Origin of the sequence: Streptomyces sp. URMC 127, from assembly GCF_051386535.1 — a bacterium.
Lineage (GTDB): Bacteria > Actinomycetota > Actinomycetes > Streptomycetales > Streptomycetaceae > Streptomyces.
In genome coordinates, this window is the sequence record NZ_JBPQTW010000008.1 from 63,638 (window position 1) to 78,387 (window position 14,750).

Below are 14,750 nucleotides of genomic sequence, written 5' to 3' on the forward strand. Positions count from 1 at the left end.
TACCCGCAGACCGGCAGCACATGCAGTCCCGGCCGCAGCGTGCCGTACCGGGCGGTATCACCGCGCTACCCGGCCGCTGCCGCCTCGATACGGTGCACGGTCACGTCGGTGAGTTTCCCGTCCACCGCGCAGGCGGTCATGTACGTGCGGTACGGCTGGCGGCGCCGGTCGGTGGGCGAGCCGGGATTCAGCAGGCGCAGGCCGCCGGGGGCAGTGGAGTCCCAGGGAATGTGGCTGTGCCCGAAGACCAGGACGTCGGTGGAGGGGAAGCGCTCCGCACAGCGCTTCTCCCGGCCCCGCGCCGGACCGGTCTCATGGACGACCGCGAAGCGCAGCCCGCCCAGTTCCGCACGAGCGATCTCGGGCAGCCGGGCGCGCAGGTCCGGGCCGTCGTTGTTGCCGTACACGGCGACAAGGCGACGGGCGCGGGCGGCGAACAGCTCCAGCGTGGCGATGTCCGTCCAGTCCCCGGCATGGACCACGGCGTCCGCCTCGCCCATCGCGTCCAGAAGGGGCCGCGGCAGCACCCGGGCCCGGGCGGGCACATGGGTGTCGGACGTCAGGAGCAACCGCATGCACCGCACTGTAAACCCCGGGCCGGGGCCTGCGCCGCCCGGCCCGGCGACCGCCCCGACGGCTCTTCGTCGCGCACCGCCTTGACCGTGACGCCGGCGCGTCCGGTCAATTCGCTCCGAGGGTTGTCACGTACCACTGTCGAGCGCCTCGGCGATGACGGTCGCGGAGGGGGTGAGGGCAGTGGCGCCGTCTTCGATGTCCCACAGGGCGTTCTGCAGCAACCGCCCCAGCGTCCAGCCGGTCGCACGGGCGCGGTCCAGGCCGAGGGCCTCGGTCAGCAGGTCGAAGCGGCGGCGCACCACACGCGCCGGGTCGCCCTTCGCGACGACGTCCTCCCACCGGCTGTCGAGGGCGGGCCACAGGTCGAAGCCCGGATCGCCGGCCAGCGGTTCGGGGTCGATGGCGAGCCACGGCTCGCGCTCCGCGGCGAGAACGTTGCCGTAGTGCAGATCCCAGTGCAGCATCCGGTCGCCGGGTTCACCGGCCAGCTCGGACACCGCCGAGGCCCAGCCGCGCAGGCGTTGCCGGTCGCTCTCCTGCGCCAGGGCCGTGACGGCCCGCGGGACCTGCTCCAGCATGCCGGCGGCGATGTCACCCAGGCTCCGCAGGCCGCGCGGCGCAGGAACGGACACCAGCCGGGACAGGAGCCCGGCGAGGATTCCCGTAGCAACGTCGTCGTCCTCGACCGAGGCGAGTGTGCGGCTGCTGTCCAGCCGTTCCAGGAGCATGGCACTGCTCTGCGGGTCATGGTCGAGCAGCCGTACGATCCCTTCGCCGTTCCAGGCGCGCAGCCCGGTCAGCGCGGCCGTGGTCTCCTCCCTGGGCATCTGGAGCTTGAGGACCGCGCGCGTGCCGTCCCGGCGCAGCACCGGCAGCACCAGCGAAGCCTCCCCCGCCCCGGGCTCGCCGTCCCGTCTCAGCTCCCACTGGCCGAGTAACTCCGCGGTCAGCGCGGGCAAGGCCGCGATCCAGGCCCTTCCCGCCTCACCGAAGCTCCTGGCGTACGAAGCCGCGAGCGGGGGCGGTACCTCGACCGCTTCGGACCTGTTCATCGCGCTGCCTCCCACACGAGAGCCGATGTCCCCACCGGCCGTTTCCCACCGCAACCTAACCGAGGACGTTCTGCGAACGGGTAGCCGGTACGGTTTGATCATGGACACCTCCCGTACAACCACCGCGGATGAGACGAGCGGCTTCGCCGCCGCCCTCAAGGAAACCGCCCACGCACTCCTGCCCGGACTCGGCGCCGGCGGGCTGTCGCTCGACGCCGTGGCCGCCGCCGGCGGGCTGACGGTCGCCGAGGTCGAAACCGTCTTCCCGCACCGGGACGACCTGCTGACCGCGCTGCTCATCGACGCCTACAACGAATCCGGCGCCGCCATGGAGCAGGCCGACCGGGCGGCCGCGGACAGCGGTGCTCCTGCAGGAACCCGCCTGCTCGCGGCGGCCCGCGCGCTACGGCAGTGGTCCGTAGCCGATCCGGCGGCGTTCGCGCTGGTCTACGGTTCGCCCGTGCCCGGCTACCACGCGCCGCAGGACACGGTCCCGCCCGCGTCCCGCACCCCGGCCGTGCTCGCCGGCATCCTGCGCTCCGCACTCGAATCCGGTGAGCTCGTCCCGCCCCGCCGCCCGCTGCCCGGCCCGCCGCTGATCCGGCCGGAGGCGGCCGCGCTGTTCGGCAGCCTGCCTCCCGAGCCGTTCACGGACGTCATCGAGCGCGGCATCGTGCTGTGGAGCAGTCTGATCGGGCTCCTGGCGTTCGAGGTCTTCAGCCGTACCCACGACAGCGTCCAGGACCAGTCCGCCTTCTTCGATTTCGCCATCGCCGTGACCGCGGAGAACGCCGGGATCGAGATACCCCTGAACTAGGGCCGGCGCCATCCCCTCGGCGGAACCCCCGGCAGTGGAACCAACCACAACAAGAGGTTCGTTGGGGGGACATGACGACGAGAACGCGGCCGGGTCATCACGGCACGGGGCCCGGTGAGATCACTCCGGACGGCTGCCCCGTCGAGTTCTACCTGCGGCTGCCTGTCGGGGACGAGCCCGGCATCATCGAGTCAGCCGTCCCTCCGCGTGCGCGCATCCTGGAGCTGGGCTGCGGAGTGGGGCGCGTGACCCGGCCCCTGCTGGAGCGGGGGTTCACGGTCACGGCGGTGGACGAATCCCCGCAGATGCTCGCCCACGTACACGGGACGCGCACGGTGTGCAGCCCGATCGAAGACCTCGACCTGGGCGGCGAGACGTTCGACGTGGTGATGCTCGCCTCCTTCCTCGTCCACACCGGCGACGCCGGGCTGCGGCGGGCACTGCTGCGCACGTGCGCCCGGCACCTCGCGCCGGACGGCTGCGTCCTGATCCAGCGCGAAGGCGAGGACTACTACACGAACGTGCCGCGCGAGCGCACCCACCCCAGCGGTTTCACCATGCGGATCGCCTCGGTGGAGCCGGCCGGCGACGGCGTGAACTCGGTGCGTCTGGAGTACGCATTCCCGGACGTCGTATGGACACAGACGTTCCGCACCCGGCCACTGACGAGCGAACAGTTCGATGCCGCGCTGGCGGAGGCCGGCCTGAAGACCGACGCGTACCTGACGGAGGACCGGACATGGGTACGGGCAGTCCTCGCGGGCTAGCCCCTTCCCGGTAGGCTCTCGCCGCCCCGCCTACGGCGGCGCCGGTTTCGTACCCGCCCTACGAGATCACCTGCCGCCTCGGCCCATTCGGGATACCGGAAGGCGAAGCCCTCGTCGAGCAGGCGGCCCGGGGTCACGCGCCGGCTCTTCAGCAGGAGTTCGGTGTCCGAGCGCAGCGCGAGGGCTCCGAGCCCGGCCATCCCCTTCGTCGCGGGAAGGCCCACCGGCATGCCCCAGGCCGTGCGGAGCGCGTGCATGAACATGCGGTGCGGGAGCGGCCCGGGCGCGGCCAGGTTGACGGGCCCGTCGATGTCGTCGCGGTCGGCCAGGAACCGGACGGCGCGGGCGAAGTCGTGGTCGTGGATCCACGAGACGTACTGTGCGCCGCCCGCGACCGGGCCGCCGAGGCCGAGCCGCGCCAGCCTCAGCAGGACGTCGAAGACGCCGCCCCGGTCGGGGCTCATCACCATGGCGGAGCGCAGGGCGACCTTGCGGGTGTGCGGGGTATCGGCCGCCGCCTGCTCGCGCTCCCAGGCCTTGGCGATGTCGACGCTGTAGGCCCAGTAGCCGGGAACGCCCGGTTCGGCTCCTCCGATGACGCCGCTCCGCTCGTCGTTGGGCGCGTCGTAGCGGTGGGCGTAGATGGTGGCGGTGCTCATCTGCAGCCAGACCCGGGGCGGGTGCGCGGCGGCGGCGATGGCCTCGCCCACGACGCGGGTGGAGCGGACGCGGGAGTCCATCATGGACTGCAGGTTGGTGGCCGTGTACCGGCAGCTCACGCTGCGGCCGGCCAGGTTGATGACCACGTCGCTGCCGTCGATCGCGCCGGCCCAGGGCCCGAGCGTCCGGCCGTCCCACGGGATCTCGCCCGGGCGCGCGGGCCGTCTGCTGAGGACGGTGACCTCGTGCCCGGCGGCGGTCAGCGCGCGGTTCAGGACGGTGCCCACCTGCCCGGTTCCGCCGGGTATCACGATCTTCATGCGAGGCCTCCCCCATGCCGGTGCCGAGGGAGACACTACACAAAGTTGAACGCGTTCAAAAGCGCTCGGAAGCGGAGAGGGTTCCACCGCTCGTCACCCTGCCCGCGCATGACGTACGGTCGGACAGGGGCCGTACGCGGCCGCAGCCGGGCGGGGCGCGAAGGGGGACGTGGTGAGTGAATCGTCGACGGCGACCCGCGCATGGCCCGCGCTCGGGGTGGGCATCGGCTGGCGGGACGAGATCGACCTCGTCGTGGAACAACTCCCCGGCGTCGAATGGGTCGAAGTCGTCGCCGAGAACATCTGCCCCGGCCATCTGCCGGTCTCGCTACGGCTCCTGCGCGAGCGCGGAGTACCCGTCATTCCGCACGGCGTCGGGCTCGGCCTGGGCGGCGCCGGCATCCCGGACAGCGCACGCCTGGACCGGCTCGCCCACGTGGCGGTGGCCCTGGACGCTCCTCTGGTGACGGAACACGTGGCCTTCGTGCGGGGCGGAGGCATGGAGGCGGGGCACCTGCTGCCGGTGCCCCGTACCCGCGAGGCGCTGTCGGTGATCGTGGAAAACGTCCGCATCGCGCAGCAGGAATTGCCCGTACCGCTCGCGCTGGAGAACATAGCCCCGCACTTCGCCTGGCCCGAGGACGAGTTGTCCGAGGCGCAGTTCCTCACCGAGCTGGCCGAGCGGACGGGTGCGGGGCTGCTCGTCGATGTCGCCAATCTCTACACCAGACAGATCAATCTGGGGGTGGACGCAGCGGCCGAGATCGCCGCGCTGCCGGTGGAGTTGATCGCCTACGTCCATGTGGCGGGCGGCCGGCTGATCGACGGGGTGTGGTACGACACGCACGAGCATCCCCTGTCGCAGCCCGTACTCGACCTGCTGGCGGAACTGTGCCGGCGGACTTCCCCTCCCGGGGTACTGCTGGAACGGGACGGCAACTATCCTCCGCCTCGTGAACTGGCAGGTGAGCTGGGAATGATCCGTGAAGTGCTGCGGCGCCCGCCCTTCCGGCTTCCCGGGACTTCCGGGGCCTCCGGGGCCTCCCGGGTCTCCGGGGTTTCCGGGGTTCCTGACGATCACTGACACGCAGCACGCGCACGCAGCATCCGCCCGAAGGACCGGCAGAGCCGAGAGGGCCGAGAGGACCGAGAGAGAACCGAGGGGACTTCATGTGGGCCGTACCCTTCCTCATCTGCGCCGCACTCGTGGTGACCGGCGCATGGCACCTGCGGAGAACGTTTCTCTTCCTGCAGCGCTCCACCACGCCGGCTGATCGCCCCGCACCGGAGCTCTCCCTGTACGACGCCGCCCATCTCCACGGCGGCGCCGCTCACGCGGCAGTGACGGCCTTCCTGGCCATGCGGCTCGAAGGCCGGCTGATCCTGTCGCGCTCCGGCACGGCGACGGTGACGGATCCCGGCCCGCGCAACGCCGTCGAGGCCGCGATCGTGGAGGCGGCCGGGCCCACCCGCCGGAGGGCCCTGCGGGATCTGGCCGGGGAGGTGCGCAGCAGCGAGCCGGTCCGTGCGATCGGCCTCCGGCTCGTCCGCGAGGGGATCGTTCCGCGGCCCGTCGGGGTGGACCAGTACCGCAGGCTGGCGAAGTCCCGGGCCTTCCACGGGTGGATGCTCGTCACGGCGCTCGTCGTCGGAGTCGTGACCGTACCGCTCGCCACGGCGACCGGGACCGGAGGCCTGCCGTCCCTGCTCGCCTTCCTTCTCCTCCTCGCGCTCGGTTCCGCACCCGTGGTGCGCTACCGCACGCCGGATCCGCGCAGGAACAACAGGGATCGCACAACCGGCAAGGGTGGCCGGCGACGGCTCGCGTCCATGCAGGGTGACGATGCCTGGCAGCCGGCCGGCGCGGGACTCGCCGCGGCAACCACCGCCGCGCTCAAGTCCTTTGCGCTGGGCACCACCACCCATGTGCCGGGCATGGCGGACGACGAGGTGCGGATGCTCCTCAGCGAATTCAGGACGGCCGCTTCCACCAGCAGCCGGCGGTCGGCGGCCACCACAGCCTCCGCCACGGCTGCCGCGGGTGCCGCCACTGCCGGCTATGCGGGCGGATCCACCTCCTCAAGCCATGGCGGGTGCGGGACCGGCAGCGGGAACGACAGCAGTTGCGGCGGGTGCGGCGGAGGAGGAGGGTGCGGTGGGTGCGGCGGCTGCGGGGGCTGACAGCGCGCGGTGAGTCCGCCGGCACCGGGGCTCAGCCGATCCGCTTCTCCAGCCAGGCCACGTCCCAGAACGTGCCGAACTTGCGTCCCACCTCTCCGAGCACGCCCACCGGGCGGAAACCGAAGCGTTCGTGCAGCCGCATCGACGCCGCGTTGGGCTGGGTGATGCCGGCGTACGCACGGTGGACGTCCTCGTGCGCCAGGGCTTCGAGGAGCGTGCGGTACAGCAGGCCGCCCAGGCCGCGCCCCGTGTGGCCGGGCCCCAGGTAGACGCTGGTCTCCACCGAGGTCTCGTACGCGCGCTTCGCGCGGAAGGGGCCGCTGGTCGCGTAGCCCAGCACCCGGCCGGCCTCCTCCGCCACGAGCAGGCGGTGGCGGCCGGTGGCCGGGTGGGCGTCCAGCCAGGCGCGGCGCTCCTCGGCAGTGACCGGCTCGATGTCGAAGGTGACCGGAGTGTGCACCACGTAGTGGTTGTAGATCTCGGTGAGCTCGGTGAGGTCACCGTCCGCCCCCGGCCGGATGCGTATGCCCGCCGGGCCGCCCGGCGCAGCGTCCGCCCGGATCTCCGCCGTGCTGTCGTACATGGGCAGTCCTTTCGCTCTCGCCGCTCGCGGCCCCGCCGGGACCGGCCCGGCCCTGCCCGGCCCTGCCGCCGGACGCTACAAGGGTGCTGTTACGTGCACATTTCGGATACCGGGCTGGCCTTTACGGCGTCTGCGAGATCGTTCCGGACGTGCCTGCCGTTCCCGGTGCGCGCGGCTCCTCCTTCTTCCAGGGGCCGACGCCGAGCTTCCCCGTCGTGCCCAGGTCGAACTCGGGGATCACCATGACCGGCGCGGCCCCGGACTGTACCCGCACCCTTGCGTAAGGGGCGTTCACCGGTTCGCCGCTCTGCGTGGTGTTGCGCCAGACCAGAACGGCGTAGGCCCCCTCACCCGGCTGCAGGACCAGGGGCCGCGGCTCCCCGTCGGCTCCGGTGCTCTGCGCGACCTCGCTGCCGCGGACGGTCTCCACACCGCTGACGGGCCGGTGCCCCTCGTCGAGGACCTGCAGTTGCGGGTAGCCGTTGAGCCGGTAGGGCCGGGTGCCGCAGTTGCGCAGGTTGACCGCCAGGGCGCGCAGGCCCATGGCGGTGTTGGCGTCGTCGTCCGCGTAGAAGTGCAGTCCCGACGAGGGGCATGTGCCGCCCTGGGACGGCGCTTCGGCGGTGGGGACGCTCCGCACCTTCGCGACCCGCACGCGCCCGCTGTTCGGTGCGACGGCGGAGAGTCCTCTCAGCTCGGCGGTGCGCCGGGCGGTCTCGCCGGGCTTGACCGACAGCACCGTCTCCTTCGTCGTCTCCAGCGCCGCCCCGGCGTCCGACAGGAGAGTGAAGGCGATGGTGTAGTCGAAGGGTTCCTTCTCCTTGTTGGTGACCTCGAAGGCGAAGCAGGGACGCGTGCCCCGGCCGATGCCCAGGACCCTCACACCGTCCTTGTCCGGTGCGCTGCCGGCGCTTGCGGACCCGGCGGGAGCGGTGGCCGCGGCGGACGACCGGGAGTCGCACGAGAAGGCGCCGGCGGACCCCGGCGCCCCGGAGGCGCCGGCCGGTGCCCGGCCGTCCTGCCGGGAGCCGGCCTGCTGTGACCCGCATGCCGTGAGGAGCAGGACGCCGGACAGGGCCACGGGAAGGGTACGGAGAATGCTGCGCATACAGCGAGTGGAACAGGTCTGGACCATACCCTGCCGTAACTCACACCACACTTTTGTGTCACAGTCATGCCACAGACGGACAAACGGACAAACGGAGATGGCAGGCGATAACGGCCGGTCAGGCGCCCGCGGCCGTACCGGTATCGACGTCCGCATCGGTGAGCGGTACGCCGAAGGCCGTTGCCATGCGCAGCCCCGCGCCCGGATCGCCCGTGGCCGTCGCGGCCCCGGCGGCGAAGGCGCGCTCCAGGGACAGCACGCCCGTGCCCAGCGAGAGGAGCGTCGCCAGGTCGGTGACCAGCGTGACATCCGCGTCGTCGGCGGCGCCGGGCCGCATGTGCAGCGTGCCGTCCTCGACCCGGGCGTGGAAGGCGAACTCGTCGAGCCGGAACCCGTACGTCTCGTGGACGCCCCGCACCGCCTCCGGCCGGAAGCTGGCACCCACCGCGCCGATGATGCCGTGGCGGCCCCCCGTGTCGTCCAGGTTGGCCCCGACGACGGCCACGGCACGGCCGAGGGCGGCGACGGCGCCGGGCCCTCCCCCGACGCGGGCGAGGCCGCGCCCCAGCGCCTCCCCTACGTCCAGGACGCCGGCCCCCAGCGCCACGAACGTGGCGAGGTCCGTGGTGACGGCACAGGCCGCGGCGGCACCGCCGGCCGGGCCGTGCCGCGCGTCGAGCGCGCCGTCCTCGACGCGCAGGTGGAAGGTGTCCCCGTCCACGGTGAACTCGTACGTCTCACTGACGCCACGGGCGAGCTCGGGGCGGAAGCAGGCCCGTACGCAGCTGAGGAGCCATCCGATCCGGAAGCGCTCGCCCGGGCGGGGCGGGACGTCCAGCAGGCGCAGCCCCCAGCGGGTGAGCTCGTCGACGACGGGGCGCAGGGCGACCCCCAGCGCGGTCAGCTCGTACACGGTCGTCGCGGCCGGGGGCGGGAGCTTGGCCCGGACGAGGATGCCCGCCTCGCGGAGCTCGCGCAGCCGCTCGGCGAGGACGTTGGGGCCGATGCCGGGGAGCCCCTCGGCGAGGTCGGTGTAGCGCCTCGGCCCCAGCAGAAGCTCGCGCACGATCAGCAGGGCCCAGCGGCCGCCGACCACGTCCAGGGCGCGGGCTGCGGGACAGAACTGGTCATAGCTGCGCCCCATGCCGAAGCATTCCTTCTCTATTGATAGTTGCTCCTTAGTCTTTCTACAGTAACAGTCAACTCGCTTGCTGCACCTGCGAGTTGATCAGTTCGGGGAAGGCATCGGCTACGAGGGGGTACGGGGGATGGCCGGTATCGGGATCAGGCCGCTCGGAGCGGACGATCCGGCGAGACTCGGGCCGTACCGGCTCCTGTGGCGGCTCACCACGGGAGGCATGGGACGGCTCTATCTGGCGCGGTCCACGGCCGGCGGGCCGCTCGTCGCGGTCAAGACCCTGCTGGCGGAGGGCTTCGTCAGCGAGGTCGACCGCCGGCGGTTCGGGCGCGAGGTGGAGCTGGCCCGGCGGATCGACAGCGAGTACACGGCCCGCGTGCTCGACGCGGACCCGCGTGCGGAGCGGCCGTGGATGGCCATCGCCTACGTGCCGGCGCCGTCCCTCGGAGACCTGGTGCGCGAGGCGGGCCCGCTGCCGCCGGCGGCGCTGCCGTGGGTCGCGGCCGGGACGGTGCAGGCCCTCATCGCCCTGCACGGCAAAGGCGTCGTCCACCGTGACATCAAGCCGCAGAACATCCTGCTGCCCCTGACCGGCCCGCTGGTCATCGACTTCGGGATCTCGCACGCGATCGACAGGACGAGCACGTCGCTGACGCTCGGCACCATCGACTACACCTCACCGGAGCAGGCGCTCGGCCGGCGGTCCACCGAGGCGTCGGACGTCTTCTCGCTCGGCGCGACGCTCTTCCACCTCGCCGTGGGCCACCCGCCCTACCCTCAGAGCGATGACGGCCCCATCCAGCGGCTGGCCCGCGTACAGAGCAACCAGGTCGCTCTGGAGGGCCTGCCCGCCGGACTCGTACCGCTGATCCGCCCGTGCCTGGGCGCCGATCCCGGTGGCCGTCCCGGGCTCGACGACCTGCTGGTGGGGCTGCTGGACCTGGCCGACCGGGCGTCCTCCGCGAACCGGTTGCCGACGCGGTGGACAGCCCTGATCACCGCGTACGAGGCCCACGGCCGGGCGCTGAGCTCGGACCCGGGCGGCACGACGGCGATGACCGACGAGCACACCCGGCCCCTCCCGCCGGAGCCGCCCACCCTCCTCGACACGGCCGAGCGGGCCGCGCGGCAGGAGCGGGAGCGGCAGGCGCGCGAAGCCCGCGAGCGCAGGGAGCGGGAGCTGCGCGAGCTGGCGGAGGCCGCCAGGCGCGCCAGGGCGCGGGAGGCCGGGAAGCAGCGCAGGGAAAGGGAGCGGCGCCGGGTGAGCGACGCGCTCCGGGCCGAGGAGGCGAGGCGCCGGGCGGCAGAGGAACGGGACCGGAACCGGGACCAGGACCAGGACCGGAACCGGGGCCGGAAGAAGACGTCGGGCTCCGGCGTCTGGGCGGTGGTCGCGCTGATCGTCGTGGCATGCGCGATCTGGCAGCCGTGGAAGAGCAGCGGCGAGGCGTCCGGCCGCAAGGACGACGCCTCTCGCCGTACGTTCCAGAGCCCCTTCCTCAGCAGCAGCGGCGGTAGCGCATCCTCCGGCAGCACCACGGGGTCCGGCCGCAGCCCGGTCGGGCCGTCCGGGCGGACGGATTCCGGCGGGGAGCCGGACGCCGGCAGTGACAGCGACGGCGCCGGCAGCACGGCGCGCGATCCCGGGCCGAAGACGTCGTTCCCCGCCCGCGACAGCGCTCCCGACCCCAGGGAAGCCGCGTTCAGGGCCGTTTCGGCCGGTGACTGCCTGCCCTTGTACGACACCGGCCGCGGCCGGGACACCGTCGCCTGGAGCTCCGAGGTCCCTCCGAAGCCCGTGTCGTGCAGCAGCCGGTGGGCCGGCCTCGTCCGGGTGACCAGCACGACGAGCAGCACCTGCCCCAGCGGCGCGGGCAAAGCCTCGTGGACGTACACGTCTTCCGGCTCCGGGAGGACCACGAAGCTCTGTTTCACCCGTATCTACCTCAAGGACTACTGCCTGCTCGGCCAGCAGTCCGGCGACCGCATCAGGCTCGGCCCCATGACGGCCGTGGACTGCCGGGCACAGCAGGTTCCCGCCGCGTACAACCAGGTCATGCACATCAGCGGCGTCTACCGGGCGCCCGCGGGGGCCGGTGCCGGCAACTGCCGCCAGGGTGCGTACGACCGGAGGCAGTACTGGGCCTGGCTGGTGAACGACGGCGAAGTGCTGCTGTGCACGACCGTCTTCCGCAACAGCTGACCGTGTCGCCCCGCCCCGCAATGTGATCACCTTCATAGGTGATGCCCGCCTTCCGGGGGTAGAAAGAACCGACCGCAAAGCCCGTTTTCACTCGCGTCGGAACAGCCTTGTGCCGGACCACGGCAACACGGGGGCGGAAGCGGTCGCTGGGTCGCCGGCGTCCCGGCGCCGGGGTCGGTGCCCGGACCGTAAGGAAAGGGCACACATGACAGACCGTCCCGGCGAGGACAGCCGTGCGCTGACCGCGCGGCAGCTCACCGCGCTGGTGGTGGCGCGGGCGACGAGCTGTGCGGGCTTCTTCGCCGTGCTGCCCTACCTCGGGCTGTGGCTGGTGGAGGCCCACGGCCTGTCCGGGGCCGACGCCGGCCTGGTGGTGGGCGCGGCGATCCTGGCCAACCGGGCGGGCGGCGTGCTGCTCGTGCCGCTCATCCACAGGCTCGGGCTCAAGGCCTCGGTGGGCGCGGGCTATCTGGGCGCGGTCGTCGCCTTCGCCCTGCTCGGCATGGGACTGCAGCTGCCGGCCTCCGGCTGGCTGGTGCTCGCCGCTCTCGTCGGCCTGTTCCTGGCGATGGCGACGACGGCGATGAAGGCCCAGGTCGCGGCGTTCGCGCCGGATCAGCGGCTACGCGGGTTCAGCTACCTCAACATGGCCGTCAACGCCGGTTCCGCGGTGGGCCCGGTCATCGGCGGCTTCCTCCTGGAGTGGCACGCCTCCTCGCTGCCCCTCTCGGCCGCGGCGCTGGACCTCGTCGCCCTGGCGGTGGTCCCCGCGCTGCCGGGCGCGTGGCGGGCGCCGGAGAGTCCGCGGCCGGCCGGCGGGGGCGGGCGGGGCCGGTGGCTGCCGCAGCGCCGGTTCGTGGCCTTCTCGCTGCTGGTGTGCGGCACGTGGGTGGCGTACGCGCAGGTCTTCGACGTTCTCCCGGCCTACCTGGGCGACGCGGTCAGCACCCGTGACCTGGGCCTGGTGTTCACCCTGAACGCCGTGCTGGTGGTGGCGCTGCAGGTGCCGGTCTCCGCGCTGTCCCGCCGGGTGCTGAACCGCCCGCGCGCGGGCTTCGCCGTGCTGTGCGCGGCGGCCAACGCCGTCCTCGCCGCCGCCGTCCTGCTGTTCGCGTTCGGCCGCTCGGCCGGCCTCGGGCTGATCCTCGGGGCGATGGTCCTCTTCACGCTGTCCGAGCTGGTGTGGAGCCCGCTGTACGACGCCCAGGTGGGCGAGCGCCGCGGGCAGCTGTCCACCACGGCCGCGTACGCCCTCGCCGGTGTGGCGTGGGGCGCGGCCGAGTCGGTCGGCGCCTGGCTCGGCACGCTGCTGGTGGTGCGCCGCTCCGGACCGGAGGCGCTTTCCCCGGCGGCGGCGCCGTACTGGGGTGCCGCCGCGCTCGCTCTGCTCACCGGCCTGGCCATGTCCTGGGGCGGCCGGCGTACAACTGACAAGCCGCTCGGCGGTCGTGAAGGGAATGCCCATGTCGTGGATGTGTCTGCTGGGTCCTAGCGCCGGCGGGGCGAGAGCGATCGCCCTGCACGGCCACCGGCCGGTGGTGCTGGTGCCACCGGGCGCGGCCGTGCCGGGCGAGGTCGCGGCACATGCGGAGCGCGTCGTGTTCTGCGAGATCACCGACCACGACGCGGTCAGGTCCGTGGTGGACCGGCTGGTCGCGGAGCTGGGCCCGCCGCGCCTGGTCGTCTCCTTCACCGAGTTCGCGCAGGAGGTCTGCGCCCGCATCGCCACCGGTCTCGGGCTGCCCTCGGTCCCGCCGGCCGCGGCGGCCCGCGCCCGCGACAAGGCGGAGATGCGCCGCCTGCTCGCCGGCACACCGTACGCGTGGCGGTACGCGGCCGGCACGGCGGACGATGTCGCCGCCGCGGTACGGGCCGAGCCCGACGGGGTCACCTGGATCGTCAAGCCGGCCGACGGGGCCGGAAGCGCCGGGGTGACGGCGCTGGAGTCGTACGCCGACCTCGAACGGTGGCGGGCGAAGGCGGCGGCCGGAGCGCAGGCCGACGGCGCCGCTCCGTACATCGTCGAGCTCGCCGCCACCGGCCCGGAGTTCAGCGTGGAGGCGGTCAGCGGGGGCGGCCGGCACACCATTCTGGCGATCACGGCGAAGCAGACGACGGGCAGTCCCGGCTTCGTGGAGACGGGCCACGTGGTGCCGGCTCCCCTGCCGGAGGACGACGCCGAGCGGCTCCGGGAGGCGGTGCGCTGCGTCCTGGACCGCCTGGAGATCAGTCACGGCGCCAGCCACACCGAACTGCGGCTGGACCCCGAGCACGGCCCCGTCGTCATCGAGACGCACACCCGGGTCGGCGGCGACTGCATCCCGGAACTCGTCGAACTGGCCACGGGCCAGGACCAGTACGAGCGCGCCGTCGCGGCCCTGCTGGGCACGGCGTCCGTACGGCCCCCGGCCCCGGCCGCGCCGGCGGCGGCGATCAGCTTCGTGGCCCCGCCGCCCGGCGCGGGCACCCTCACCGGCCTCGCCCTGACGCCGGTGGACGGCATCCTGCGCTGGCAGTTCGACCGCACGCCCGGCGCCGCCCTCTCCGAGCTCCGCAGCTCCGAGGACCGCGTCGGCTACGCCATCGCCCTGGGCGAGACCCCGGCGGAGGCCATGGAGACGGCCGCGAAGGCCACCACCGGCGTCCACTTGGAGGTTGCCCCCGGCCCCTGACCCCACCTGACGCCAGGTGAGCCCACCCTGAATGACCCGCACCGGCGAGGGCGGCGGGCAGGCCCTGCCCGCCCTCGGCCGACGCCGGCCGTTTCCTTCGTACGGGCTGGACCGTTGGTCCTGGTACCGGCACTTTCCGCCGTATTATCCGTGCTCACGAAGGACACCATGATGCGCATTCTCCGTCCGCTGGTCCTCGCGCTCGGCGGCTTCGCCCTCGCCGTGGCCGGTACGGGCGACGCGGTCGCCGCGAACGGGACGTTCGCCTGGGTGGGACCCCAGGGCAGGACGTACTCGATCCAGAACCCGCCGGACAACAAGTGCTACGACCTGGGCCAGGAGGCGCGCGGCGCGCGCAACGCGACGAAGCAGCCGGTCGTCGTCTACAGCCGCAAGAGGTGCAAGGGCGCGGCCACGCGCCTGGCTCCGGGGCAGGCCGCCCCGAGCAGGGCGCGCTTCGCCAGCGTCATCTTCAACCCCCGCTAGTCCGGCCTCCGGCGCGCTCGCCCGCCGGGCGCGCCGTCCGGGAGAATGCCGGGTCGACACGTCGACCTGCCCTTCCCGGGTGCGCAAGCGGAGGAACACAACGATCATGGCCACGCCCAGCCCGGAGCCGGTACCGGAGCTCCCGCGATACCCGGTTCCGGGCCCTGTGCCCGGAACCGGGTATCGC

At 73.0% G+C, this 14,750-nt stretch carries 13 protein-coding genes and 1 pseudogene; 8 read left to right on the top strand and 6 right to left on the bottom strand.

Annotation, left to right across the window (positions count from 1 at the left end):
• Positions 1-65 precede the first annotated feature (65 nt).
• On the bottom strand, positions 66-575 hold the full coding sequence (locus tag ACSNOH_RS04105) for a metallophosphoesterase family protein (RefSeq protein WP_436719784.1): 510 nt from the start codon (positions 573-575) through the stop codon (positions 66-68).
• Positions 576-701: 126 nt separating this feature from the next.
• Positions 702-1,628, bottom strand: coding sequence for an APH(6)-I family aminoglycoside O-phosphotransferase (locus ACSNOH_RS04110; protein WP_436719785.1), 927 nt, complete (start codon positions 1,626-1,628; stop codon positions 702-704).
• Between the two features lie 100 nt (positions 1,629-1,728).
• Between ACSNOH_RS04110 and ACSNOH_RS04115 the strand changes: the two genes are divergently transcribed.
• Together ACSNOH_RS04115 and ACSNOH_RS04120 are read left to right on the top strand one after the other, a co-directional pair.
• Positions 1,729-2,445 (top strand): TetR-like C-terminal domain-containing protein, encoded by a 717-nt coding sequence (locus tag ACSNOH_RS04115; RefSeq protein ID WP_436719786.1) that lies wholly within the window; start codon positions 1,729-1,731, stop codon positions 2,443-2,445.
• A gap of 71 nt (positions 2,446-2,516) precedes the next feature.
• Positions 2,517-3,212, top strand: a complete 696-nt coding sequence (locus tag ACSNOH_RS04120; RefSeq protein ID WP_436719787.1) for a class I SAM-dependent methyltransferase — start codon at positions 2,517-2,519, stop codon at positions 3,210-3,212.
• Here the strand turns inward: ACSNOH_RS04120 and ACSNOH_RS04125 are convergent.
• Complete coding sequence (locus ACSNOH_RS04125) at positions 3,209-4,192, bottom strand: TIGR01777 family oxidoreductase (protein WP_436719788.1); 984 nt, start codon at positions 4,190-4,192, stop codon at positions 3,209-3,211. The two genes, ACSNOH_RS04120 and ACSNOH_RS04125, sit on opposite strands and share 4 nt — an antisense overlap.
• Positions 4,193-4,361: 169 nt before the next feature.
• Here ACSNOH_RS04125 and ACSNOH_RS04130 point away from each other — a divergent pair.
• Both ACSNOH_RS04130 and ACSNOH_RS04135 read left to right on the top strand, forming a co-directional pair.
• Positions 4,362-5,264, top strand: a pseudogene (locus ACSNOH_RS04130) (DUF692 domain-containing protein); the annotation flags it as partial.
• Positions 5,265-5,362: 98 nt separating this feature from the next.
• On the top strand, positions 5,363-6,373 hold the full coding sequence (locus ACSNOH_RS04135; protein ID WP_436719789.1) for a TIGR04222 domain-containing membrane protein: 1,011 nt from the start codon (positions 5,363-5,365) through the stop codon (positions 6,371-6,373).
• A 31-nt stretch (positions 6,374-6,404) separates the two neighbouring features.
• Here the strand turns inward: ACSNOH_RS04135 and ACSNOH_RS04140 are convergent, their stop codons facing one another.
• From ACSNOH_RS04140 to ACSNOH_RS04150, 3 genes are all read right to left on the bottom strand, one after another.
• Positions 6,405-6,956 carry an N-acetyltransferase family protein gene (locus tag ACSNOH_RS04140; RefSeq protein WP_436719790.1) on the bottom strand — a complete coding sequence of 184 codons (552 nt, stop codon included), beginning with the start codon at positions 6,954-6,956 and terminating at the stop codon, positions 6,405-6,407.
• 121 nt (positions 6,957-7,077) lie between these two features.
• Entirely contained in the window at positions 7,078-8,064 is a 987-nt protein-coding gene (locus tag ACSNOH_RS04145) for a DUF4232 domain-containing protein (RefSeq protein ID WP_436719791.1), read from the bottom strand.
• A 118-nt stretch (positions 8,065-8,182) separates the two neighbouring features.
• Positions 8,183-9,208 carry a winged helix-turn-helix transcriptional regulator gene (locus tag ACSNOH_RS04150; RefSeq protein ID WP_436719792.1) on the bottom strand — a complete coding sequence of 342 codons (1,026 nt, stop codon included), beginning with the start codon at positions 9,206-9,208 and terminating at the stop codon, positions 8,183-8,185.
• Positions 9,209-9,332: 124 nt separating this feature from the next.
• Here ACSNOH_RS04150 and ACSNOH_RS04155 point away from each other — a divergent pair, with 124 nt between their 5' ends.
• The 4 genes from ACSNOH_RS04155 to ACSNOH_RS04170 all read left to right on the top strand — a co-directional run bounded on the left by ACSNOH_RS04155 (position 9,333) and on the right by ACSNOH_RS04170 (position 14,563).
• Positions 9,333-11,405 (top strand): serine/threonine-protein kinase, encoded by a 2,073-nt coding sequence (locus tag ACSNOH_RS04155; protein WP_436719793.1) that lies wholly within the window; start codon positions 9,333-9,335, stop codon positions 11,403-11,405.
• A gap of 205 nt (positions 11,406-11,610) precedes the next feature.
• On the top strand, positions 11,611-12,897 hold the full coding sequence (locus tag ACSNOH_RS04160) for an MFS transporter (protein ID WP_436719794.1): 1,287 nt from the start codon (positions 11,611-11,613) through the stop codon (positions 12,895-12,897).
• Positions 12,869-14,077 (top strand): ATP-grasp domain-containing protein, encoded by a 1,209-nt coding sequence (locus ACSNOH_RS04165; RefSeq protein WP_436719795.1) that lies wholly within the window; start codon positions 12,869-12,871, stop codon positions 14,075-14,077. The genes ACSNOH_RS04160 and ACSNOH_RS04165 overlap by 29 nt, the downstream gene beginning before the upstream one ends.
• Before the next feature lie 171 nt (positions 14,078-14,248).
• On the top strand, positions 14,249-14,563 hold the full coding sequence (locus ACSNOH_RS04170) for a hypothetical protein (RefSeq protein ID WP_436719796.1): 315 nt from the start codon (positions 14,249-14,251) through the stop codon (positions 14,561-14,563).
• Positions 14,564-14,750 lie beyond the last annotated feature (187 nt).